We start from the raw sequence: 24,635 nt of genomic DNA, 5'->3' as shown, positions 1-24,635 counted from the left end.
CCAAAGGCTAGTAATAACGCGCCAGCAATCCGTATTGGCAATCGGCGTCGGGCAGCGGAATTTTCACTTCATATCCACCACCGGACGCTTCCTGCATGGGCTGACCGTACTTATCGACCATATTTTCCACTGTTATATCCCGATTGCCGTGCGGCAGAATCAATTCCAGCTTGTCGCCCAGCGAAAACTTGTTTTTGACGCTAATGTCCGCCCAACCGGTCTCGGCGTCGTAATGGGTAATTTCGCCGCAAAATTGCTGCTGGTGACTTTTAGAGTAACCGGACAAGTAATTTTGATGCTCGTGGGTGTGGTGGCGTTGATAAAAACCGTCGGTGTAACCGCGATTAGCCAAGTTATCCAGGACACCCAGCAACTCGGGCTGGAACGGCCGCCCGGCCAAGGCATCGTCTATCGCCTGCCTATAGGTTTGCGCGGTGCGCGCCACATAAAAATGCGACTTAGTGCGGCCTTCGATTTTCAGGCTGTCGATACCGATTTCCACCAAGCGTTGCACATGCTCGATAGCGCGTAAATCTTTGGAATTCATGATGTAGGTGCCGTTTTCGTCTTCCATGACCGGCAACAATTCGCCCGGACGACCCTCTTCTTCCAAGAAATAGATATTGTCCGCCAAAGGATGCCGATCAGCACCGCCGCAACTGGCGGTATTTAGTCCCTGGTTTAGATCATTCATCGAGATGACCGCACTATCGGCCAACAAATAATCGCCTTCGGCGTTTTCTACCGCCGGTTTAGTATCGTATTTCCAGCGACAAGAATTGGTGCAGGTACCTTGATTCGGATCGCGATGATTGAAGTACCCGGACAGCAAGCAACGCCCGGAATAGGCAATGCATAACGCACCATGCACGAACACTTCCAGTTCCATATCCGGACATTGTTGGCGGATTTCGGCAATCTCGTCCAAGGACAATTCCCGCGACAGAATTACCCGCTCTACGCCCATGCTTTTCCAGAATCTGACGCTGGCATAATTCACCGTGTTGGCTTGTACCGATAAATGAATCGGCATATCTGGCCATTGCTCACGGGTCATCATAATCAAACCCGGATCAGCCATGATCAAAGCATCCGGCCCCATCTCAATGATCGGCTCAATATCTTTAATAAAGGTTTTGACTTTGGCGTTATGCGGAATGACGTTGGCGGCCAGGAAAAACTTTTTACCTAATTGATGCGCTTCGGCTATGCCTTTGGCTAAGTTATCGGCCATAAAATCGTTGTTGCGCACACGCAGGCTATAACGCGGCTGCCCAGCATAAACGGCGTCAGCTCCGAACGCAAAAGCGTAACGCATATTACGAATGGTGCCGGCGGGGGAGAGAAGTTCGATGTGTTTCATGTCTGTACTTAAAAATGAGCTGACAGGCATTTTAACAAAGAATCTATCCGGTAACTTTCGGACGTTTGAAGAATTGCGGTATTCGCGATAGCATTTTGCGAACAATGAAGGGCAGCATGGACACTCGTCGCCCATTCTTTTTACATGCTCTATATGCCTCGATATTACCTTCTAACACGCCTCGGACACTATTATTGGAAACCCCTCCAGTACGCATATTTACCCATATATCCGGCACATACACTGCCTTGATACTGTGAACCTCAAGAAAGCGCATGGTCAATTCAAAGTCTGCCTGACGCGGAAAATTAAGATCAAAACTGCCGAATTGTTCGTATATCTTCCGACGCACAAAAAAAGTGGGGTGCGCGGGCATCCAGCCTTTTTCAAAAAGACCGCGCTGAAAAGGCTTTGACTCCCAATAGCGGGTGACTTGGCTAGTGTTTTTCTGATCTACGTATACCAAATCAGCATAACAAGCATCGACTGTCGCATCGGAAAAGACACTGGCGACTTGGTCTAGTACAGTATCATGAGCGTAAAAATCATCCGCGTTGAGTATTCCGACTATTTCTCCAGTCGCCATGGTGATACCTTTGTTCATGGCATCATAAATACCACGATCCGGTTCGGAAACCACTCGCAATTTATCGGTGTATCGTCTTACCACATCCATGGTTCCGTCTGTCGACGCACCATCGACAATGATGTGTTCCTTAACTGGGTATTTTTGTTTTGCTACGGAAATAATGGTGCCTTCGATAGTCGAAGCGCTATTGAAGCAAACAGTGATAATCGATATTACCTTAGACACTATGGATTATTTTAGTTGAATACGAGACTCGACGGAGCATGTTCGCGATAAAGACTGAGCAGTTTTTCAACAACAATATCTTCGGAAAATGTCTCAATCACGTGCCGCCTACCATTTTCACCCAATTGCTTTAAAGTGGATAAGTCTCTATCCAGCAACCACAGCATGCCCTCGCACAATGACTCCGTGGAATATGGGGTAGCTAAATAGCCATTGATTTTGTGAATTACAATGTCTTTAAGACCCGAGTAATCAAATGCGATGACTGGTGTTTCACACGCCAAGCTTTCTGCGGCAACCTGCCCAAACGACTCGACTAGCGAGGGCACCACGGTAAAGTCCGCGCGACTATATAGCTGAACCAGTATCGACGCATCCATAACCGGCCCAATTTCGACATGCCGGAAGCCAAAATCCATGGAATTTTTGCCTGCCCTCCCTCCAAAACTCACCAGCACAATATTACTTTTATCCTGTAGACGGATTGCCAGCAAACGCAAAGCTTCCTGCAACAAATCAAAGCCCTTCATATACATATTCTTACCATGCACAGCACCGAATAGAATGACTCGGTTTTGGGCGGACACGCCGTAATCAACTAAATAATCGTTAGTCGTCGGCCTATAGAGCTCCGTATCCAAACAATTGGGTATAAGCCGTATATCAAAATTTCCCAATAAAGCGCTTTCAGTTGCCCGACTTACCATCCAAGAGGAAGGGGCAGTAAAAATAACCCTGTCTCTGATTGCATTTAAAACTCGCTCTTTCCTGGCCCAGGTTAATTGATCCAGATCAACCCCAATTACATTTTTATTCGCAACATTATACCCCTCGATAAATCGCGTGCTTCCCAAGGAATAATGTTCGCTTCCGCAATAAAACCATTCATCATGCAGGGTAATAACTATTTTCGCGTTTATACTGGGAATTTTCTCCAACGCGATGGTTTCATTATTTATCCAATTTAAATGAACCAGCTCAGAATTATTTATATTTTTTAGAACTTGGCAACAACTAAAGAAATTAGTTGAATGCTTAGTCAAATTAGAGCTTTTTTGAAGATTTTGTAAGAAAAACACTAAAATTCTTTTCAAAAAGTGAACATAAAAAATTAGTTTTCCTGGAGCAACAACCTTCGAATCCTTAGAATATTTCTCCACAACAACAAGTTGAACAGGCACAGTCCGTTCCTTAAGGGCAATAAAATACTTCAACGCAGCTTTAGCGGCTCCACCTCTTGATTCTGAAAAAGATACAATCGATATCACCCTATCACCAAGCACATTAAAACGATTGACATCAGATTGCACTCACGACTACCAAAACAAACAGATAAAATTTATTTTATTTAAGAAAAAACTATCGCCACCCAATTTTTTTAAATATCACAAGAAAACACTTCATATAATACTTGCAAAAAATCCATAACGAAATTATTTGCAAAAAAAATATAGGAGCCACTTTATTCTTGACTTTAATCCTACCATATTCGCTTAGTGTTTCACGTACTTTTTGTGTCCCTACGCCACCCTCTCTCCAAGCAGAAAACATTATATTTTTCAAAACAACTGGCGGAAAGTTTTTATAAGCGCGCAACAAATGTTCATAATCCATGCAATACAAATTATTTAAATCAAAAATACCATACATTTCGAACATTTTTTTGTGCGTAAAAAGCGCCTGATGAGGAAGAGACATTTTAAATAGCAATGTCCGCTTATCGAATTTTTCACGATAAACCTTAGGTGCAACCCACAACACGCGATCATCATTGGAGTCCGAAACGCGCTGTACTCGGCCACAAATTAACAGATCTCTCGATAAGTCAATACTTTGCATCATCTCACTAACTACGCTATTGGATAATAGATAATCCCCTGCACCCTGAAAATTTACATAATCTCCTGCCGCAAGGTTTACCGCTTTATTAAAAGCATCACTAATGCCTTTATCCTGCTCGCTTACCCAGTAATCTATGGAATTTTCATATTTTTTAATAATATCTACAGTCCCATCAGTCGAACCACCATCTATGATAATGAACTCCAAATTATCATAATCCTGACTGAGTACACTTAGTATGGTTTTTTCAATAGAAGAAGCACTATTAAACACAGCAGTCAGAATACTGATCAATGGCTTATTGGATTGGGAACGCTTAAATGTACCTGACTTTCGTAAACCACCCTCACCTTGTCGCTTTGGATTAGATGGCAGAAAGAGCGTTGGATCAAGACTTAGCCTAGTATGATCTCGCAACAGCACAGAATTATTATTCATCGAAAAAAATCAAAATTATCTTTAAATGCTACGCATCAATACACTATTGTAACCCTGCAATTTCAATAGTAGCTATATACAAGCTTATCCCCAACACCCTTAATGCCTCATAAAACTCTCCAGTTCCTTCATATTCATAACAATGTTTAGTTAATGAAATTAGCTTCCGTGTGCGCAAAACTCTGGACAACCAAGAGCGAGCAACATACTTTGCCCAATAATTTCCTGGCAATTTCTCTGCGAAAAACCATGCCAATGCTGCCCGATAACCTTTTTCTACTTCATTTTCATTATTTAGTGTGGTAAACGAATCTGGATGAGAGCGAAAAAATACATCCGCCATTGGAAGCATCACTACAGACTTATAAGTTGCTACGGTTAATGCAAACAACAAAACATCCGGCCCAGCTCCGTTTAATGTGAAATCACGAGGAATCCGCGTGGGAAAAGATAGCCGTAGATTTTTCCGAATGTCCTCAATACGAAAAATAGCTGACCCCGGTGAGAATGGAACCCTGGCGTTTAGTAAAAATTGAAAATATCTTGCCGACGAAATATATTGATCCTTAATGGATAATGAAAAATTAGTCTTTCCATAATCCGGAGAAGTACCAATTTTTACCGCAGTTGAAACAAAAGCCACATCCGGATTTTCAAAAAAAGGAAGGGTATGTTCAAGAAATCGTGGAAACATCAAATCGTCACTGAACAGTATTTTTCCATATTCGCCTCGTGCTTTTTCTACACAGGCCAGCCAATTTCTTACTGGACCAATATTAGTATCATTCTGGAAAATACGAACTCGTGGGTCTTTTGCCGCAAACTGCTGACATATTTGCCACGTTCCATCATCACTCGCGTTATCAACCACTACAACTTCGAAATCCGCGAATGTTTGATCCAATGCAGATTGGATACATTCAGAAATGAATTTCTCCCGATTATATACAGGAATTAGAATGCTAACTTTCGGCATATCCGCCACAACAGAACTAATTACCGTAACACCCAAATTTGGTTACGAATTAGGTATAGCACTTGAATCGGTAGAGCAATACCCACAAAAAGCAAACTTATGCAGGTTGCCAATACAACACCATACGAACCTAAACCTAGCTGATTTGTAAAGAATAGAGCCAAAGGAATATTAATTAACATTGCAATTATTGCTGCATAAAGTTGAACTCTGATCTTACCAATACCATTTACAAGCATTGCAAAAACATTATTCCAACTTGATATAAGCACAAACAAGCCCATCGCAATAATCAAAAAAAATGAAACATTCAACTCAGGACTTATCCACACTGACACAAGAAATTGCGCCGTGAATACCAGGATTAACACAAGCACCGCTGTACAAAGCAAAACCATTAGCTGCTTCCGCAACATGCTCCTAATCCAAGAAGTATCATTTCTATGGTATGCCTCCGTATAGGCAGACCAAAGTGGCGCAGAAACCAAAGCATGAGCAAAACTAATCATACTAAATAGCTTGAAAACAACTTCATACTCCGTTACGTATTCAGGACCGAAAAGCTGAATAATCAGCAACTTATCGGTAGTAAATATCACTAATACAGCAAGCTGGATTACGAAAAACTGCATACCCACAGACAATAAAGGGCGAATATGATGTTTATCCCAAAAAAAACTTGGAAGTAACTCAGGGTTATATTGAAAAAACCTGAAGCTCAATATTAAATTGGCGATAACCATTGAAACACCGTAAACAACCGCCAGATTACAAATCGAGGCATCAGTTAATTTCGTCAAAACAAAAATAAGAGTTAACGTAAGTATGTTTGAAATCAACGGACCTAGAGCAATCAATGATGATTTTTGTACCGCGCCAAGTAGCGCACTAATCAAACCAATCCAAAAATTTAACAATATAAAAAATGCCGAGATTTGCACTGTTATGAGCAACGTCTCTTCCGGAATTGCCTGGGAGTTAAAGACCATTTGCCAAGGAATAAAAAATGAGGCGCTGGTAACTACCGCCCACACTATCAGCGCTATCACACCAATCAAGCTGTAACCCGATGAGATGTAATGAACAGCTTCTAAACGATCATTATTCGCCAGGGCTTCTGCCACCTTATTGCGAAGACCATTGCCGATGCCTAGATCAAAAAACACAATCCAGGACATCACGGTAAGTAGTGTGGACCAAACACCGAACTGCTCCTGCCCAAGATAATCAATCATCAAAGGAATTGCACAAAACGATGCCGCCATGCTCACGGCTTTGTAAATCACCGATACTTTTATCTGCCGTAAATAATTTCGGGTACGCTCGCTGGAAACTGTGTCAGTCATTGCGATTGGTCAACCCATTTCACCATGGCCGACACGCCCTCAGGTGCCGTGACTTGAGGTTGCCAATCTAGCAGGCGCTTAGCTTTGCTTATATCAGCAACAAACACGCGTTGATCGCTTTCCCGCACAGGTAATTGATCGTAATTAAGCCGAACGCCAACGATCTTTTCCAATAATTCAAACAGCTCCAACAAAGACAGACTGTTTTCTATACCGCCGCCGACGTTAAACACTTGCCCTTTAGCTTTATCGATATTGCTCAGCGCCGCTGTATAAAGACGTATCATGTCTTCAGCATGAAGCACATCACGTACTTGTTTACCCGTACCGGAAATAGTGAAAGGCTTTTTACTCAGGCCTTTGACAGTTTCCACAGCCTTTTGACAAAACCAGCCAACCCAGCCTTGATCGTAGGTGGCAAACTGTCTACCGCCATACATTGATGAGTGACGAAAAACTACGGTCTTAAGCCCGAATATACGCGCGTAATCAAGCATGTATTGATCGGCAGCCCCTTTGGAACAACCATAGGGAGAATGAAATTCCAACGGTACATTTTCGTTAAAGCCATTGGGGTATTCGTTGCATTGATAGCGCGTTTGGGTCTCTGTATAAGAATACTGTTCCAAATCGCCGTACACTTTGTTGGTGGAGGAATACACTACAACCGCATCCGGCGAATATTGTCTGACAGCCTCCAGCAGATTGTGCGTCCCGATTGCATTGACCTCGAAATCCATGCGCGGATTAGCAATAGATGTGGTCATGGCCACTTGTCCAGCGAGATGAAATATCGAATCTGGTTTGAATGACTGGATAGCCCGGGTAATGTCATTCTGATTGCGAATATCGCCATGCTCGAACAGGAATTCTCCTTGAGTTTGTAACCATGACAAATTTGCGCGTGAACCGTTGCGGTAGAGACTATCGAAAACCAACAACTCATCGCCACGAGAAAGCGCATCCGCTGCCAAATTGCTACCCAAAAAGCCGCATCCGCCCGTAACTAACAATTTCACTGCTTACTCCTTTGGATTATCAACTGCAAACCCTCGAGAAGCTCGTAATGACAATGCCATCCCAAAGCTCGCAAAGCTTCGGTATTTGCCTGCGAAAACATTGTTTCACCAAACCTATAAGGCAATGCGCCAAAATTCAATCGGGTATTCGACGCGGTTAGATTGTGTACAGTTTCAACAAACTGCCTGATTGTAACAGCCGTGCCACTGCCCACTTCAAATTCTAAAAACCAATCTTCCAATGCACTTCTTTTTTCCAGTATTAAAGAATATGCAGATACGATGTCATCGATATGAATAAAATCCCGCTTCTGCTCTCCCAATGTTAAATCTAACTCCGGGACATTAGCTAAACAACTATTGATAACGTGAGCAGTAAATTTTGAATTATCGTCACCAGTTCCGTAAAAATGCTCTAACTTCAAATTCACAAACTGAATTTTTCTTTTTCTTGCAAAATATCGTCCCCAGTCTGTGAATTGTACCTTTGAAAGTGAGTATGGATTAAGATATTCATCCAATGCAGTATCGGTATTAACAAATAATCCAACATTTGCATCCGCAGAAGCTTGCATTAACTTTAATGGGAAGAGCAAATTTGCTTCTAATATTTGACAAGAATCCTCACCATTTCTGCCATAACAAGTAGCGGTATGAATCACTGCATCAAATTGTTTATAACCATAAAATAATTCGGAAAGATCGGTTTCCTCCAAGTTTTGCAATGATAAATTGGAAAACTTGGAGGAAACCCGTGTCATAGGAGATAACTTTCGTTTCAGGGCAACAATTTCGTGGCCTTTATTGAGCAATTCAGTAGCTAAGTGACTACCCAAAAAGCCAGTTATTCCAGTAAGCAAAACACGCAAACTCAAACTATTAACTCACACCAAAGAACTTTTCGAGTTTGTCACCAACAAAACACAACATTTCCTCAGTTAAACCAGGATACACACCAATCCATAACGTATTATTCATTACCTGATCGGTAGTGTTGAGATCGCCGCTAACACGATAAACCCTGTCTTGAAAATAAGGTTGACGAGTTAGGTTGCCAGCAAACAAAAGTCGCGTACCTATTTTATATTTGTCCAGATATTTCAGCAGATCGACGCGGATATACTCAGCGGATTCCCGCAATGTAATCGGAAAACCGAACCAGGAAGGATCGCTATTTGGAGTCGCCTCAGGCAGAATTAAAAACTGTTCACAGGAATGTAGGCGCTGTTTAAGATACTCAAAATTCCGTTTACGTATCGCAATAAATTCAGGCAAACGATCCATCTGCGCCAGAGCGCAGGCGGCCTGCATGTCACTGATTTTCAGGTTGTAGCCCAAATGCGAGTAGGTGTATTTATGATCGTAGCCCTTAGGCAAGGTGCCTAATTGCCAACCGAAACGCATACCGCAGGTATCGTCACAACCCGGAGCGCAATAACAATCTCGTCCCCAATCGCGGAACGACTCGATTATCTTTCGCAGCTTGCGATCCTTGGTAAACACCATGCCGCCCTCACCCATTGTAATATGGTGAGCCGGGTAAAAACTGCAAGTAGCAATGTGGCCGAACTGCCCAACATGTTGGCCTTTATAGGTCGACCCGAGCGCATCGCAGCAGTCTTCGATAACCCATAAATTGTGTTTGTCTGCTACAGCCATTACTGTGTCCAGATCGAACGGATTACCCAAGGTGTGAGCAATCATGATGGCACGAGTGCGCTCCGACACTGCAGCTTCAATTTTTTGCGGATCGATATTGTAAGTCGGAAGCTCCACATCGACGAACACCGGCACCATGCCCGTATGTAAAATCGGATTGACGGTAGTGGGAAAGCCCGCAGCTACGGTAATAACCTCATCCCCCGGCTTTAAGGCACGCTCACCTAATTTGGGCGAAGTCAATGCGGTAAACGCTAATAAGTTTGCTGATGAACCTGAATTGGTCGTCAATGCATATGGTACGCCGACAAATTCAGCAAAACGCTTTTCAAACGCTTCGTTAAATCTTCCCGTCGTTAGCCAAGCATCGAGAGAGGCTTCGACCATGTTTTTTAGTTCGCTGGCACCGAGTACTTTTCCAGAAGGCGGAACACTGCTGGTTCCGGCCAGAAACGATTTCTCCGCAAAATGTAACTCACTATATTGCTCTACCAGATTGAATATTTGCTGCTTCAACTCTGTTTTATCCACTTAAAATTCCTGCTTGGTGTTTTTGAAAACCCTGTTGTAATTATCAATCTGCTGCAAGGTTAATGCGCACATGTCGCTTTTGTCACGATATGCTCTGTGCCACTCGACAATCGAAGTCAATGTCTTTTCCAGATCCCATCTAGGACGCCAGCTCAAATGCATTTTTGCCTTGGCACAATCCAACTTGAGATAATGTGCTTCGTGTGGATGATTACCTTCATCCAAAATCCAATCCGCGCCCTCACCCCAGCTCGTAGTCAAGTTTTCCACTATCCATTGTACGGGTTTGGCATCGTCCTCGCTCGACCCAAAATTCCAGGCTTCCGCATAGCTTGGTCCAGAGTCATAGAGCAACTCGGCCAGCAACAAATAGCCTGACAACGGCTCCAATACATGCTGCCAAGGACGAATGGCGTGAGGATTACGAATATTGACCGGCCGCCCTTGAGTAATCGCTCGCATGATGTCCGGAATCAGTCGATCTTCCGCCCAATCGCCACCACCAATTACATTGCCCGCTCTGGCTGAAGCAAGTGAAACGCCGTGATCGGAATATTTATCCGGATGAAAATAGGAATTGCGATAAGCGGCTGTTACCAGTTCTGCACAACCCTTGCTATTGCTATAGGGATCGTAACCCCCCATCGGCTCGTTCTCGCGATAACCCCACACCCATTCGCGGTTCTGGTAACACTTATCGCTGGTAACGTTGACGACTGCTTTTACACTATTGGTATAGCGCACTGCTTCAAGCAAATTGACCGTACCCATCACATTCGTTGAGTAAGTCTCTACCGGCTCATTATAGGAATACCGAACCAAAGGTTGTGCGGCCATATGAATTACTATTTCGGGTTGATATTCTGAGAAAACTCCTCGCAATTTCTCCAGATCGCGAATATCGCCAATAATACTTGTCATCCCTTTCACCACATCAGCTACTTCGAACAAACTAGGTTTTGTCGGTGGCGTCAATCCGTAACCAACAACTTTGGCCTGCATGGACTGTAACCAAAGCGATAACCAACTCCCTTTGAAGCCTGTATGGCCAGTTAACAAGACCCGTTTACCATTCCAAAATTGGAGATTCATCGCCAAACCTTCCAAGGCGCGTTACCAGACTGCCATAAATCTTCAAGGTACAGCTTGTCTCGCAGCGTATCCATCGGCTGCCAAAATCCCTTATGAAGGAACGAGGACAACTGACCTTCCTCGGCAAGCCTTTCCATTGGCGTTCGCTCCCAAACGGTAGCATCACTCTCTACATAATCAATCACATTAGGCGATAGTACGAAAAAACCACCGTTGATCCAAGACCCGTCGCCGTGTGGCTTCTCGTCGAAACTAGCGACACGAGTTCCGTCCAGATTTAATGCACCGAATCGCCCTGGTGGTTGTACGCCAGTCAATGTCGCCAGTCTTTTTTTCGCTCGATGGAATGCGACTAGTTCTGTAATGTTGATGTCACCAACACCATCACCATAAGTAAGACAGAAATCCTCTTCGCCCAAATATTGCCTTATACGCTTTAAACGACCACCGGTCATCGTTGATTCGCCCGTATCCACCAAGGTAACCCGCCAAGGCTCTGCATCATTCTGATGTATCTCGGTACGATTATGCACCATATCAAATGTCACATCAGACATATGTAGGAAATAATTCGCAAAATACTCCTTAATTAGATAGCCTTTATACCCCAGACATACAATGAAATCATTGATTCCATGAGTAGAATAGATTTTCATGATGTGCCAAAGAACCGGACGCCCCCCAATTTCAATCATGGGCTTTGGACGAATTGAGGTCTCTTCAGAAAGACGTGTTCCTAACCCGCCAGCAAGAATAACTGCTTTCATTAAGTATCTTCCTCGGCACGATAAAAATCACTAATTATTAATATCCTATACACCTAACAACCTACCCCTAAAATACTTAAAAACCATCATTTTAACAATAATCAAGCCTCACTGGACTACTAACGCTGCCTCTATTAAATCGGATACAAAATTGATCTTTTTTAAAGCAAATTCGTTGATCCATTGCGCTCTCACGTCAGTATTGGGAGACCAATTGCTCGCACATGCTCTCTTTAACTCCTCGGCACCAGTCATAGGATCAGCAGACAATTTCAACACAACCCCCTCGGGAAGTTCATCACAAAAACTGGTTCGATTATCAACTACTACCACCGCATTCGCGCACACAATGCTCTTCACTAAGGCTCCTTCTATAGGCGCAGACCATAACGATGGAACGATAACAAACCTAGATTTTTTGATTTCATCGTAAAGTCCACTCTCCCAAGTACACGGCCTAAAACTGCAATTTGCCGGTGCAGCAAACCAATCCGGCTTTGAAAAAGGAAACATAAACCTTATTTCGGGAGAAAGCTCAGCGACTTTGGCAGTCCAACTCGCCCCTTTAGCATCAACACAATGACCGTGGAATAAAACGTCCCAAGAATATGCTGTCGGAACAGTGTTCGACGATAAATTCACCCATTCGGAAAACAATTCATCCCAATCTTGAGTCCATAATCCGATCACCCTCGGCAAATCTTTCAATCCAAAGTGCCTTTGCGCTAGTTCAGCCTGACGCCTACTTTGTGCAGCTACATTCACACGCCCTGAACCAACCAATTCCAACAAACGTGGAGCGAATTTTAGTGCTGTCCAATCAAGTAACGGGAATGGCTTACACTCATTTTTAGCTACCTGATCAAACCCATGCTCTATACAACGTAGACAAGAGGAATTATCACCCTTTAAATGGTTATAACTCGCAATACAAAAGAAAGAACTATCAAGCAGATAAATTAGCGAAGCGTGTTTACGAGACTCAAGCAATTGAAGCGCAAGGCGATATCCCAAATTCTGGGGATGGAGCAAAATTAACTTATGATTATTATTAACCCAAACACAAGACAATCCATACCAGAATCGAGCAAGCAATAAAATGTAGCGTAGCAACTCTCTCATACAATTGCGATAAGCTTTATTGCGTAGCCAGAGTTGAATCTGCCACAGAGCAGGTCGTTCTGGCCTTGAAACCAACTTAATCCGTTTTCCAGCCAGTTCGAAAATGCGTTCTTGCAAATGAGCTACAAGCCGACCTGTCCCGCTATCTCCTGCAGGAATACCAGAAACAATGACAAGAGGCAAAGTAAAACGGGATTCATTAATTTCTCTCATATTTTAAAATCCGCTAGCTCCGCCACACCAAAAATTTTCTCAGAACGGGGGCTCTTTTCAGCGCCCTTCTTGCCATCCTTCTAAACAAAGAAGTCTTCACCAATGAGGTTATTAGAACAGAACCGTTTCTCGGCCTACCGTCGTAGAAAGTAGCAAACCTGCCGTTGATTTCTTCATCCAATTGCAACTGCCCTGCCTTCGGAAATACAAAAGTCGATTGTAAGTTGATAGAAACGTCAAACGCATCAGTCGGCGCACAATGTACGCCAGAACCATCATTGCCTGTATTTCCAACAATTGAATGGGATGGCCTAAAACAGTATGCATCATTTTTAAAATGCGCATAGTCCCAACGAATACCCCACGAACTGATTTTTCCTTCCATTTGCTGCTTGAAGATTTGAGACATATCGTCACCACCTCGATTGAACAGCTCCACTTGACTCGGATCATTGATAAATTGATCAAAATCTTTTACATCCCAATCTACCCTATCCCACCGATCCCGCCATGTTGCCCAACCCCATGTACAACACCGATAAGACAAGTAAGAGTCTTCTTTATAATCATCCGGCATAGGAATTGGTGGACTATATCCACCAACAGAAAAAATCCTTACGTCTTCTTCATAACTACATAGAGCCTCATTCATATAACTTAAAAAATATGGCGAAAACAATAAATCATCCTCGACAACTATCGCTTTACCATACTTATTTATAACCTCGGTTACTCCAGCAATAACAGATTTCGCCAAACCAGAATTTGCATTTTTCTTAACAACCGTAATTTTTTTAAATCCATCCAAAGTATCAATCAAGTTCCGAACCGCATCTACATCAGCTTCATCATTTTTATCGCGAGGGCCATCGGAAAATATAAATAACTCCGACTCTTTTGCCAGCGGATTGCTCTTAAGAGAAATAAGGGTTCGTTTAGTATGGTCCGGCCTGTTAAATACAAACAAGACGATAGGTGCAAGATCTACTTCAAAGCTCTTTGGAAAGACCAATTCACTATCAGACTTGATCTCAATATTCTCTGTAATATCAGCTGATCCATCCAACTTCCATGCCTCAATCGAGCTTAAAGCTCCCAGATCTAGATTGGAAAACAAGCCTTTAGAATGAAAAAACTCAGCAAGCTCAAAACCGAAGTCATAACATTGCGCAAGCGCGCACAATGTCAAAATCTTTTTAATTTTATGATCAGTAAAACCATGCGGGTCAAATTTACCTTGCCTATCAAGGCCGACATAGTCTTTCAACCAGACTGCTTCAGCCCAAAGTATCTGTTCTTTACCCGTAGGATGATCCTTGAATTGGTTGTTACGAGGTACCCGATGATTTACATTGATATCGAACATCAAAAAGCCATTGGCCTGCATGAACACATCAAGCTGCGAAAAAGTCGTCTCCCCCACATAGTTCTCAGTGAAACCAGTTTCTGTTTCCACATAAAATGCACTATCAAGTAGACGCCCGGCCTTTCTAAATATTGGTAGTTCCAAACCCTGCACATCTATTTTGATAACATCCGGCAAGAATTGTTTCAGCTCCTCTATGTTATTGATTGCACGTACCTGAATATCCTCCTCTCCTTGGACGTCAAAAAGTTCGTGAAAAGAAAAGCGGTCCAGCCATTGCTTGTTCGGTTTCAGCAGCGAATAGCAATAAATACTTTTCGTCATATAAAGGGTTTCTACGCCGTCCTTCCCGTGAACGGCATAAGGTAGAAAAACAGAACTTTTATATTGTGAGGGGAGTTTGTTTTGACGCTCGCACTCTTCCTTGTTAGGATCAAATCCTACCAAATTAATTAAATCTTTGATGGGTGTCCATTTGGTATCGAGCGAACCACTACTCCCAATATCGATTAGATTAATACCGTAATCCTGAAGCTCTTTGATATATTTCTGTAACATAATTTTTTAAATTTTTTCTGTAATTTGAATTTGGCAACTAATATTGAAGTAATTAACTTTTACACAAAGGAATTATGCCGACACTGACCTCGGGAAATACTAGCGAATCAGTAAAGTATCCCCCGGCAAAGCCGGGGGCTTTATGTTGTGAACCGCTCAAAGCCGTAAATAGGGTCGCTAACGCGGCCCTTTCATAATAGCCGCCAATAAGCAGCGACTCATTGCCAAAGGTTCAGTTGTTCAATTCGCTGGTCTTCCTGTTCTTGATGCCGGATATATTCCCGAATCATCGTCTCATCCCGACCCACGGTCTATACAAAGTAACCTCTTGCCCAAAAATGCTGGCCTACAAAATTTCGCTTCTTTTCACCATAAACCCGTGCCAAATGAATCGCGCTCTTCCCTTTGATGTAACCTATTACCTGTGAAACCGCATATTTCGGCAGAATCGAAATCAGCATATGCACATGATCCGGCATCAAGTGACCTTCCAATATTCGACTCTCTTTTTTGGCTCGCTAGCCTTCGAAACACCTCACCCAAATGTTTACGCAACTCCTTGTACAGCGTTCGGCGACGGCATTTCGGAATAAACACCACATGATATTTGCACTCCCATTTCGAGTGACTTAAGCTCTCGTTCTCGTCCATCAGGCTCTCCTCTTCGCGTTTGCTTGGCGGCTCACGCGTCCGAGTGTCCTGATGGACTCCTCTAAATGTCAAACTTCAGCTGTCTCCCCGGCAGAGCCGGGGGATTTCTCATTTTTGGTTAATAGTGAGCACGCGCGAATAATTAGGTGAAAAAACACAAAAATAATCTCATGTGTAAAATTAGAACCGTTACTTAAAAAGCTAGCTTTCTATTAGCATTAAAACTCAGATTAGGCTGTAGGTAATACCCACCTAATATACTCTGCCAAATGCAATTTATTTTATTTATATTTTGCAAGCTGAAGATTTCCCAGCCGAACTAAGTCCAAATAAAAAAACATCCAAATCACCAACAAGATATTGAAAATGAGGCTCGACAAACTCGTTTCATTCATGGATATTCATAACACATCATCACTTTAGCCCTGATTTAGCCGGTAAGTCATATCATTATTGAAACGGATCAACATTTGCTTGCGCCTCCTTGGTCGAAGTACAATCCGCCATATAGCTTAACGATTTATCCCACTTGAATATTTAAAAGTCCGCACAAAAAAGATGGCTATATATCATTGCACTTAAACTTATCGAAAAGTTTTGCCAACCAATCTCTGATTGCAATTTTCAAACATGAGGATTTTGTCAACAACTATCTGACACAATATTAACCTTTAACTATATCGCTGCGCTACCAACAAACAGAACCGTGCTATAAGTTTACAGTCGCTTTTGATTGATCCGATAAAAACTCTTCAAATCGTGCCATCGGGTACCCAAGCAAAAGACTCTATTAAAAACTGCTGATAGCACGCATCTCCCGACACCAAATCTCAAGCACCAATGCTTTAAAAGAAATAGGAGCAATTGCCCCTCTAGGGAATGGACCTCTAGCCAGCAATGCCCCCGCCTCTTCTGTCAATACTCCGGATTCAACTAGATAACCGCCATCAAGATAACCGCCATAAGCCTTAAATAATTCGTTATGCCACTCGATTACAGGTGGCGCAAATCCTTGCTTCGGACGATCAATAATGAAGTCTGGTAAAATACCTTCCATTGCGCCACGCAACCAGGGCTTAGGGAATTGCCGGTAATCAGGATTAGCTTGATGTGTTTTGCGCAGCCCGATAACCAACTCCACTAATTTATAATCAACAAAAGGAAGGCGCAGTTCAACCGAATTTGCCATACTCAACCTGTCACCCTGTGCAATACCATTTTCCAACAGATAGGTGTCACAGATGAGCCGAGTTATTAATATATCGGAATACTTCCAAGGCTTGTCGAAAGTAAAAAGATCGAAAGCCGACGCATCACCCAAGGCCTGAATAAATGTCTCAGTGTAGTAATTTCTGATATCCGCAAGCGCCATATGAAAATCAGGCGCCAACTCATGAAAAACCGGACGATAGCCTTTTACTGACGAATGAGCTTCAGACCTGCGACCAAAGAGATCCTTCAATGAAGTTTTGACAAACTGCTTGAATGTTGGCCTGGGTTTGTCCCGTCTTTTATCGTTCGCTTCCGCCGCATCATTCACCCATTGGTAGCCCCAAAATACTTCATCGCCACCCTGCCCTTGAAGCAACACAGGAATACCCTGCTCCCGCGCAGCCTTGTTAACGGAGTAATAGCCAAAACCCGAGATATCGGCGATGGGATCATCACGATGGAAGTTCATTTTCTCAAAGTTCTTCACCAAATCGCTCGTTTCCAGCTCTATCTCGTGGAATGGCATGCCGAGCATATCGGCAAGTTCCTTAGCCGCAGTGCGCTCGTCGTTAATAGGACGCCCTGGATACCCAACACTGAACGCGTGCATAGCACCGGGATACTTTTTTGCGGCAAGCGCGGCAATTGCACTGGAATCCAAACCACCGCTAAGGGCTACCCCTACAGGAACATCAGATCGGATCAGCAGCTCACAAACCGTATCCAATTCATTGCGGACCAACTCGACTGGATCACCTTCAACAGGCTCAACGCCTTCCAAGTCCCAATATTTATACTGTGCAACTTTCCAATCTGAGAGGGATATTTTTAAATAGTGGGCGCGAGGAAGCTTTCTAACCGCCTTTATTGGTGTTTTTGGCTCTGGTACATACTGATAATGGAAATAATCGTTTACGGCTGACGGCTCTAGCTCGAGAGGCACTTGCCCCGATGCTAATAGAGATTTCATCTCTGACGAAAAATAGATGGCATCGCCAGTTTCGTAGAGGTAAAGCGGCTTCTCTCCCATACGATCACGCGCAACAAATACTGTACCCTTGTTTTTGTCAAGCAGTGCGAACGCGAACATTCCTCGCAAATGGCGCAAACACTCCTCTTGTTCTTCCTCGTATAAATGTAGAATGACTTCTCCATCGCTGTGCGTCGAGAAGATATGCCCTCGCTTTTTCAAATCCTCGGTTAATTCAATGTAGTTGTAGATCTCCCCATTCATGATAAGCACTAAGGACTTATCCTCGTTGTAAAGCGGCTGCCAGCCACCTTGCAAGTCGATAATACTAAGTCGCCGCATTCCCATAACTAACTGATCATCATGATATTCGCCTTGACCATCCGGACCACGATGCACCAAAGTTCCGAGCATTCGACTACACGAATCCGTCTGAATAGAATCGATTCTTCTTGAAATTATTCCTGCAATTCCGCACATGTATTTATTTAAGAGTAAAATTTGTAATTATGTGATAGCTGTTATCTAATTATTAATTCATGCTATCAAAACATTATATTTCTATGAACAATTCAAAAATCGAAATCCAACTTACTACTACAACACCATAGAAATACTTTATTTGTAAAAAAATATTATTCTCACCAGAGAGAGTAAGTTCATTTTTAATGACTATCAAAATGATAGTCTCCATGTTAACTCCCCTCTACCTAGACTTTATCAACCTTACTCCGCCCTCCAAACTTATCCTTGATCTCCGGAATAAGTCTATCGCGAATCCCTTGATGATAAACTCCACCCCAAATACGCTTCAAATTTGAAAATATATAACGTGAATCACAATGCAACAGGATAAAGTTGCTCCAGTGGACAGGGTTCATTGCGGCACGATTCGAAAAAACCTTTTTGATATATTCCGAAAAGGATTCTTTACCCAGTTCTCTGTGTCCCGTAGCCTCGAAATCAATCCCAATTCTGAATTGCGGATGGATTATCAGTTTCTTACCCTTTTTTTGCGCACGCATAGTAAACTCAAGATCCGACAAATAATGCGGCATTAATCTAGGATAAAACCCATTCACATCAAGAAAGTCAGACACTTTTACCATCAGACCGCGCGTCGAAGTACAGTTGATCGCTGCATTATCATATGTTTCAGTAAAACTGAGATCAGCCCAATTTAATATATATCCGCCTGAATCCTGAGGCTCGCCAGTTTTGAGGTTATAGCCAGTCGCAGTTAACAATGCGTTCGGATTGTCTTTCAAAATGCGCAATCCAATGTTAATGAACTCTTCATCGAATGCCGTATCATCGTTCATAATCAACACTACATCATTACCGGAAACTTTGTTCTGCTTCAGCCAATTTCCCCCTTGCTGAAGCGAACCAGCCCACCACCAGCCACCCGTTCCGCGAATAACCGTGACTTTACTGAGTACTTTTAGTATGGATTCTGCAGTTCCGTCTTTTGAACCATCATCAATCAAAATCAATCTGTAATTCTTATATGATTGCTTTTTTAGGCACTCAGCAAAAGCCAAAGTAATTTTGCAACGATTATGCACTGGCAACAATATATATACTACCGGTTCCAAATTAGGTTCTTTGAAGTGACGATCTGTCATGTTACATCCTTATAGAATAGCGTGTTGTATGTCCTAGCAAATAAAACATAGCCTTTATCTATAATAAAGCTGTGGACAGGATAAGAATCGGCCTGAAGCATGTCGAAATTCAATATTTCAACCAGCAACACTGCCGGGCGAAACGCACTCCAATCATTTGATTGGAGAACTTGAAGCTCATGATCTTCGACATCAATAGACATGAAATCTATTTTTTTTTCTATTCGGCATTCATAAAAAAGAGTAGCTAATTTCTTTGACTCGATTGGACGTACTTCGATAAGCTCGTATCCCAACTGCTGATATTCATCCGCCAAGCTTTTACTGAATGTGTTTAGAGCTGGCTCACTAAATAAATAAAAATCCTGAATTCCTTCGACATTAGATATCGCTAGCGAAAATGACATATCATCTGGTCGAATTTCATCAAACAGTTCCTTGACACCTGGAGTCGGATCAATGTTTATACCTCGCCAACCACGTTTATAAGCTGAGTATGTGTTCGAAAAACGCTTAGGATGGTGCGCACCAACATCCACATAAAAACCTTGAGTGCGAAAATCGAAGAAACGATCCAATATCAACGACTCACCTTCTTGCGAGTAACACAGCTGAATACCTTCACTTAAATCAGCGATATCGCCTAGCCGATTCAATAACACAATCTTATCTAATTGCCGAAAGAGCTCAACACTCAAGCGAGTTCCAAATACAGAATCCTTAGTAACCCCATCAATCAAGACTTTTATTGGACCAACATTACGGCTAGTAATACGCAAGTCCTCCTGTACTACCAATCTTATAGAAGCGACATTATTCTCATTAATATGCAGTTCTTCTTTGATCAACAGCCCTATAGGAGCGATATTATTCTCTTCAATACGAAGCTCTTCTTTGATCACCAGCCCTATAGAAGCGACATTATCATCATTGATGCGCAATCCTTCTTGGATCACCAATTTGATGGCTTCGACATCGTCCTGCTTGAAAAATATTTTTTCTTTACACAATAGCCGGATGAACTCAATATGATCCAATTCCAACTTACAGGAAAATAGCTTATTGAAGATTCTTAAAATAATTGCTTCTAAGTTTGCTTTCATTTTCTATATATGTATATTGGCTCATCATCATCGAGATGCACATTAATACCGCCGACAGGATGAAGAGAACTAGCAATTCTTTTAAGCTTGATTCCATCCTTGAAAAATAACGATGTGGTCCAAGTGTAACCATTAGCGGGGCCAAAGCCATGAAAATCTATCTGACATAAACCCGCATCTCTCAATAACTGACATGAATTTGGATACCAGTCTGAATTATCAAAAATCACAACCCCACCAGGTGCAAGTCTTTTTACAGCATTCAGCGTTGCACCGTATCGGTATTTCAAGCTGTCTATTACAATTACATCAAAATTCTCAGTAGACTGAATAATACTTTCAGCGAATTTTTCAGCATCTTCAATATGAGTCAATTCGACATTAAACGGCTTTTGCTCACGTAATACTTCAAACCATTCAAAGTCAGTTTCAACAGAAACTACATTTCTTGCTCGCTTAGCCCAAAAAAGTGTGGAATTCCCTGCCCCAAACTCAAAAATAACGCACTCTTTGTAATCAAATTGCAATAAAAACTCTAAGGCTGGATAGGTAATCCAAGGAATAGGGTCCCCGCAATAATCTACGGGCTTGTTACTCCTAAATGTATTTAATTGGCCTTGTTTATACAAAAGTGTTTGAATGTTTTCCGCAATTTTTCCATAAGCCTCTAATTCCAGCCCCACCTCATTGAGTAAATCGAAATTTCGATGGGCTTTATTTAACTTCAACAAAGAATCTAATTGATTCGGAGATATCTGATAATACATGAGGACTTTTAAATTTGCGATTAGATCCTCAATCCGATCCTGATAAATATCAATTTTTTCTGATGGGAACTGCGCACTAAGCAAACTCTTCGCCCGCTCTTGCTCCATTAAAAACTCTTGGAATAATTTTATCACATCCATATTATTTAGACTCTAGCCATTTGCATCACCATTATTTTTTCTCACATAGAATTAAATTAGCAGCAGCGAACTTACTATCACTTCCAGCAGATATACCTTTAGCACAAAACAAAGCACCAATAAATCTACGCATGAGCCTGGATACTGTAGAACTCTCAAAACCCATTACATCTAATTCCAAATAAAATTCCGCCATTAGCATTTCTCTATTCCCCAAAGGGAGCTTAATTAAAACATTAAAATCTGAAAATAATCTTTCCAAAGCGCTCATTGTAAATCTAAAATAATCATCAGGAGCTGCATGATAATAATATAGGAACGGGCTTACTATAATACAGCGTCCTCCAGGCTTTAAACAGCGATAAGTTTCTTTAATAGTCTTTTCAAAATCAAAGATATGCTCGATAGCATAAAGCGAAATGAACGCATCAATCGACGAGTCCTCCAGAGCGAGATTTGTCATATCAAGCTGTAGATCAAAACCAGATATAAAGTTTGAAGTTAAATACTCTTGACCAACAGGCGCCATACTCTTGTAAAAATCAGTACCAGCCCCAAGCTCAATAATTTTTCCGTCATTTTCCAAATAAGGCATCAAAGCATTAATTACTTTATCAGTTAGTGCTCTTATTGGAGTGTCATTTGTACCCTTCAAATACTCCCATACATAAGCATTATCTAACTGAAAAATTTCTTCAAAATCGGATATAGGTTTTAATATATCATTTCGTTTAAATACAGCTCTATTCATATAAGTCAGCGGCTTAAAAATTAACTGCTAAAAGTGGCCTCAAAGCGCTCTTTTTCAATAATTACATAACCACATTGAGTTCGCTTAACATCGTTTCTTGCAACACTGAATTCATAAACATCATCAATCTTATGTGCAATATCATTGTGACTCTGTAATCCAATTGAAAAAATGTAGTTGCCATTAGCCAGACTAGGCAATGTAAAGTGAAAAGTAGCAATAATTCTCTCGCCTTCTTTCAAGGGATCAAGTGATTTTCCACAAATATCATTATTTGTATGCAATGCGATTGCCCCCTGCCTGTTATACAATAACCAACCTATTTGAGGAGCATCTACAGGCGCTTTAGCTAGAATATCCAGGATTAAAATTACGTCTTCGTTTCCCTGAACAAACCTTACGCTCTTTCTCGATTCATTCAAAATGAAAGCCATGCGTTGAATTTCCACTCTACCATCTCCCACGCATGGAAAACTCCTTAGGTTTTCAAGCCAATTTATTCCAGCGTATTGACAAGCTTCAATTGGAATGGAAAGCGAATTTTCGACATGAGGTCTATTATCACGAGCGCCATTTTGCAAGCTAGAATTAGAACTTAAAGTCCCATTATAGTCATCGGGTAACTTGTCAAACAGCATGTAATTCTGAAAACTCGTTGTCACCCGTTTTGATTCCCCGTACATTAATATCTCACCATCCTTCATCCATATAGCATTATCACAAAAAACATTGATACTCTGAATGTCATGGGAAACAAAGATTATTGTCTTGCCTTGTTCTTTAAACTCGCGCATTTTACGCAGACATTTCTGCGAAAATCGCATGTCGCCGACAGCTAATACTTCGTCAGCTATAAGAATATCTGGATTAATATTGATACCTACTGCAAAAGAAAGCCGCGAATACATACCACTGGAGTAAGTCTTTACAGGACGATAAACAAAATCACCAATGTCCGCGAACGCGATTATTTCCTCCATCATACCTTCAATTTCGTCATCGTCATATCCAAGTAACTTACTCGCAAACCGAGCGTTCTCGACACCAGTTTGCTCAGGGTCGAAACCGACCCCCAATTGAAGCAACGAAACATTACCATTAATCGCGACTCTCCCACTTGTCGGAGTAATCTCCCTAGATAATACTTTCAACAAAGTTGATTTTCCCGCTCCATTCTTGCCTACAATACCAAGAAATTCACCTTTCTTAACTTGAAAGCTAACATCCTTAAGCGCCGGATAATCGGTGTGGAATTTTTTCCGGCTTAAGGAAAACGCTTCTTTTAGTCTGTCTCCAGGATGATCATAAATTCTAAATATTTTACCTACATTTTCTACAGATATCGCAATGTCTGACATTTAAATTACATCCCCAAAATGTGGCCGAAGTTTTTTATAAGTCACCATTCCGACAAGTAGAATAATCAAGGTAAAAGACCAGTAATAAATAAACCCTCGCCAGTCATTCCAGAAGGGTTGTCCGTAAATAAAACTCTTTCTATATCCCTCCATGACGTAGCTTAAAGGATTTAGCTCGAGCAGCAAGCGGTATTTGGGAGGAAAGGTATCAAGCGACCAAAAAATAGGTGATATCCAAAACCCAATTTGCAATAATATGCCAATAATATTGCTCACATCCTTAATAAAAAGACTTAACGAAGCCGTTATCCACGCGAATCCAAGAAGCAGAATAGCGGTAGCAAATAGATAATAGATTGATTGAAACCAATACAAGGTGAATCCTATTCCAGTTATCCCCATCAATATAAAAAATATTAATAAGAATATAGCATGAAGATAAAGAGAGGTTAGAATACTTACAATTGGCAGAATTGACATATTGAACTCTGGCTTTTTTAGGATAAATGCGTGGTTTTTAAATGTACTTGCTGAAGAAGAAAAAGCATGGGAAAAAAAATTCCACAACACCATAGCCGACATTAACCACGGCACATAAGGATACCCCTCCGGGGGCTGAAATTTCATAGCTTTTGTGAAGAAAAACCAAAGAAGAAACACATAGACCAAAGGTTCAGCAATTACCCAAGCCAACCCTAAGACAGATCCTGAATAATTACTTTTAAAACTACGAGTAGAGAGACTAAGGATTAATTTTCGTTTATTGTAAATAGCAAAAAAAAACTGGCCAATAATAAATAATATTTTAAAATATCTAATATGTTTCATGAAATTTCAATTTGGTTTGCGATGACTAGCCTGTTGTTTAAGCTCACTAATTAGTAACTTAGCAAATGTCTCATGACATGAGCAACCAAAAAAACACCAAACAACATTCCCTTCTCTAAT

Annotated in this window: 20 protein-coding genes and 1 pseudogene; all 21 read right to left on the bottom strand. The window is 41.7% G+C overall.

Annotated elements, in window-relative coordinates:
- Positions 1-7: 7 nt before the first annotated feature.
- Positions 8-1,363 carry a prephenate-dependent tRNA uridine(34) hydroxylase TrhP gene (gene trhP / locus G006_RS0123565; protein WP_026147262.1) on the bottom strand — a complete coding sequence of 452 codons (1,356 nt, stop codon included), beginning with the start codon at positions 1,361-1,363 and terminating at the stop codon, positions 8-10.
- Positions 1,364-1,406: 43 nt separating this feature from the next.
- A complete protein-coding gene (locus tag G006_RS0123560) occupies positions 1,407-2,177 on the bottom strand; it encodes a glycosyltransferase family 2 protein (protein WP_033194303.1) in 771 nt (256 codons plus the stop codon).
- A gap of 11 nt (positions 2,178-2,188) precedes the next feature.
- Positions 2,189-3,487: a glycosyltransferase gene (locus G006_RS0123555; RefSeq protein WP_152429005.1), complete on the bottom strand. Its 1,299-nt coding sequence runs from the start codon at positions 3,485-3,487 to the stop codon at positions 2,189-2,191.
- 49 nt (positions 3,488-3,536) lie between these two features.
- Positions 3,537-4,457: a glycosyltransferase family 2 protein gene (locus G006_RS26380; RefSeq protein ID WP_020485690.1), complete on the bottom strand. Its 921-nt coding sequence runs from the start codon at positions 4,455-4,457 to the stop codon at positions 3,537-3,539.
- 43 nt (positions 4,458-4,500) lie between these two features.
- Entirely contained in the window at positions 4,501-5,433 is a 933-nt protein-coding gene (locus tag G006_RS0123545) for a glycosyltransferase family 2 protein (RefSeq protein WP_020485689.1), read from the bottom strand.
- A 20-nt stretch (positions 5,434-5,453) separates the two neighbouring features.
- Complete coding sequence (locus G006_RS0123540; RefSeq protein ID WP_020485688.1) at positions 5,454-6,779, bottom strand: lipopolysaccharide biosynthesis protein; 1,326 nt, start codon at positions 6,777-6,779, stop codon at positions 5,454-5,456.
- Positions 6,776-7,798, bottom strand: a complete 1,023-nt coding sequence (locus tag G006_RS0123535; RefSeq protein WP_020485687.1) for a GDP-mannose 4,6-dehydratase — start codon at positions 7,796-7,798, stop codon at positions 6,776-6,778. Before G006_RS0123535 ends, G006_RS0123540 begins: the two co-directional genes overlap by 4 nt.
- Positions 7,795-8,673 (bottom strand): NAD-dependent epimerase/dehydratase family protein, encoded by an 879-nt coding sequence (locus tag G006_RS0123530; RefSeq protein WP_235048908.1) that lies wholly within the window; start codon positions 8,671-8,673, stop codon positions 7,795-7,797. The genes G006_RS0123535 and G006_RS0123530 overlap by 4 nt, the downstream gene beginning before the upstream one ends.
- Positions 8,674-8,677: 4 nt before the next feature.
- Entirely contained in the window at positions 8,678-9,988 is a 1,311-nt protein-coding gene (gene rfbH / locus G006_RS0123525) for a lipopolysaccharide biosynthesis protein RfbH (RefSeq protein WP_020485685.1), read from the bottom strand.
- Entirely contained in the window at positions 9,989-11,080 is a 1,092-nt protein-coding gene (gene rfbG / locus G006_RS0123520) for a CDP-glucose 4,6-dehydratase (protein ID WP_026147257.1), read from the bottom strand.
- Positions 11,077-11,847, bottom strand: coding sequence for a glucose-1-phosphate cytidylyltransferase (gene rfbF, locus G006_RS0123515; protein ID WP_020485683.1), 771 nt, complete (start codon positions 11,845-11,847; stop codon positions 11,077-11,079). Before rfbF ends, rfbG begins: the two co-directional genes overlap by 4 nt.
- A 108-nt stretch (positions 11,848-11,955) precedes the next feature.
- Entirely contained in the window at positions 11,956-13,182 is a 1,227-nt protein-coding gene (locus tag G006_RS0123510; RefSeq protein WP_020485682.1) for a hypothetical protein, read from the bottom strand.
- Positions 13,183-13,195: 13 nt separating this feature from the next.
- Positions 13,196-15,106: an FkbM family methyltransferase gene (locus G006_RS27405; protein ID WP_020485681.1), complete on the bottom strand. Its 1,911-nt coding sequence runs from the start codon at positions 15,104-15,106 to the stop codon at positions 13,196-13,198.
- A gap of 218 nt (positions 15,107-15,324) precedes the next feature.
- A pseudogene (tnpA, locus tag G006_RS28085) lies at positions 15,325-15,757 on the bottom strand (IS200/IS605 family transposase).
- 790 nt (positions 15,758-16,547) lie between these two features.
- Positions 16,548-18,419 (bottom strand): asparagine synthase (glutamine-hydrolyzing), encoded by a 1,872-nt coding sequence (asnB, locus tag G006_RS0123500; protein ID WP_026147256.1) that lies wholly within the window; start codon positions 18,417-18,419, stop codon positions 16,548-16,550.
- A 230-nt stretch (positions 18,420-18,649) separates the two neighbouring features.
- The gene (locus G006_RS0123490; protein ID WP_020485678.1) at positions 18,650-19,567 is read right to left on the bottom strand and encodes a glycosyltransferase family 2 protein; all 918 of its coding nucleotides are present in this window, start codon (positions 19,565-19,567) and stop codon (positions 18,650-18,652) included.
- Entirely contained in the window at positions 19,564-20,670 is a 1,107-nt protein-coding gene (locus G006_RS27400) for an FkbM family methyltransferase (RefSeq protein ID WP_020485677.1), read from the bottom strand. The genes G006_RS0123490 and G006_RS27400 overlap by 4 nt, the downstream gene beginning before the upstream one ends.
- A complete protein-coding gene (locus G006_RS27395; protein ID WP_020485676.1) occupies positions 20,667-21,578 on the bottom strand; it encodes a class I SAM-dependent methyltransferase in 912 nt (303 codons plus the stop codon). The genes G006_RS27400 and G006_RS27395 overlap by 4 nt, the downstream gene beginning before the upstream one ends.
- Before the next feature lie 31 nt (positions 21,579-21,609).
- A complete protein-coding gene (locus G006_RS27390) occupies positions 21,610-22,329 on the bottom strand; it encodes a class I SAM-dependent methyltransferase (protein ID WP_020485675.1) in 720 nt (239 codons plus the stop codon).
- A gap of 20 nt (positions 22,330-22,349) precedes the next feature.
- The gene (locus G006_RS27385) at positions 22,350-23,687 is read right to left on the bottom strand and encodes an ABC transporter ATP-binding protein (protein WP_020485674.1); all 1,338 of its coding nucleotides are present in this window, start codon (positions 23,685-23,687) and stop codon (positions 22,350-22,352) included.
- The gene (locus G006_RS0123465; RefSeq protein WP_020485673.1) at positions 23,688-24,515 is read right to left on the bottom strand and encodes an ABC transporter permease; all 828 of its coding nucleotides are present in this window, start codon (positions 24,513-24,515) and stop codon (positions 23,688-23,690) included.
- Positions 24,516-24,635 lie beyond the last annotated feature (120 nt).

Source organism: Methylomonas sp. MK1, from assembly GCF_000365425.1.
GTDB lineage: Bacteria > Pseudomonadota > Gammaproteobacteria > Methylococcales > Methylomonadaceae > Methylomonas.
The sequence above is the reverse complement of the archived record's forward strand: the minus strand, read 5'-3'. Positions and strand labels throughout refer to the sequence as shown.

Coding starts and splice junctions, on each gene's coding strand:
- asnB (WP_026147256.1), bottom strand. CDS start 18,419: ATGTGCGGAATTGCAGGAATAATTTCAAGAAGAATCGATTCTATTCAG.
- G006_RS0123510 (WP_020485682.1), bottom strand. CDS start 13,182: ATGAGAGAAATTAATGAATCCCGTTTTACTTTGCCTCTTGTCATTGTT.
- rfbF (WP_020485683.1), bottom strand. CDS start 11,847: ATGAAAGCAGTTATTCTTGCTGGCGGGTTAGGAACACGTCTTTCTGAA.
- G006_RS27395 (WP_020485676.1), bottom strand. CDS start 21,578: ATGGATGTGATAAAATTATTCCAAGAGTTTTTAATGGAGCAAGAGCGG.
- G006_RS0123465 (WP_020485673.1), bottom strand. CDS start 24,515: ATGAAACATATTAGATATTTTAAAATATTATTTATTATTGGCCAGTTT.
- G006_RS26380 (WP_020485690.1), bottom strand. CDS start 4,457: ATGAATAATAATTCTGTGCTGTTGCGAGATCATACTAGGCTAAGTCTT.
- G006_RS27405 (WP_020485681.1), bottom strand. CDS start 15,106: ATGTTACAGAAATATATCAAAGAGCTTCAGGATTACGGTATTAATCTA.
- G006_RS27385 (WP_020485674.1), bottom strand. CDS start 23,687: ATGTCAGACATTGCGATATCTGTAGAAAATGTAGGTAAAATATTTAGA.
- trhP (WP_026147262.1), bottom strand. CDS start 1,363: ATGAAACACATCGAACTTCTCTCCCCCGCCGGCACCATTCGTAATATG.
- rfbG (WP_026147257.1), bottom strand. CDS start 11,080: ATGAATCTCCAATTTTGGAATGGTAAACGGGTCTTGTTAACTGGCCAT.
- G006_RS27390 (WP_020485675.1), bottom strand. CDS start 22,329: ATGAATAGAGCTGTATTTAAACGAAATGATATATTAAAACCTATATCC.
- G006_RS0123490 (WP_020485678.1), bottom strand. CDS start 19,567: ATGACAGATCGTCACTTCAAAGAACCTAATTTGGAACCGGTAGTATAT.
- G006_RS0123545 (WP_020485689.1), bottom strand. CDS start 5,433: ATGCCGAAAGTTAGCATTCTAATTCCTGTATATAATCGGGAGAAATTC.
- G006_RS27400 (WP_020485677.1), bottom strand. CDS start 20,670: ATGAAAGCAAACTTAGAAGCAATTATTTTAAGAATCTTCAATAAGCTA.
- G006_RS0123540 (WP_020485688.1), bottom strand. CDS start 6,779: ATGACTGACACAGTTTCCAGCGAGCGTACCCGAAATTATTTACGGCAG.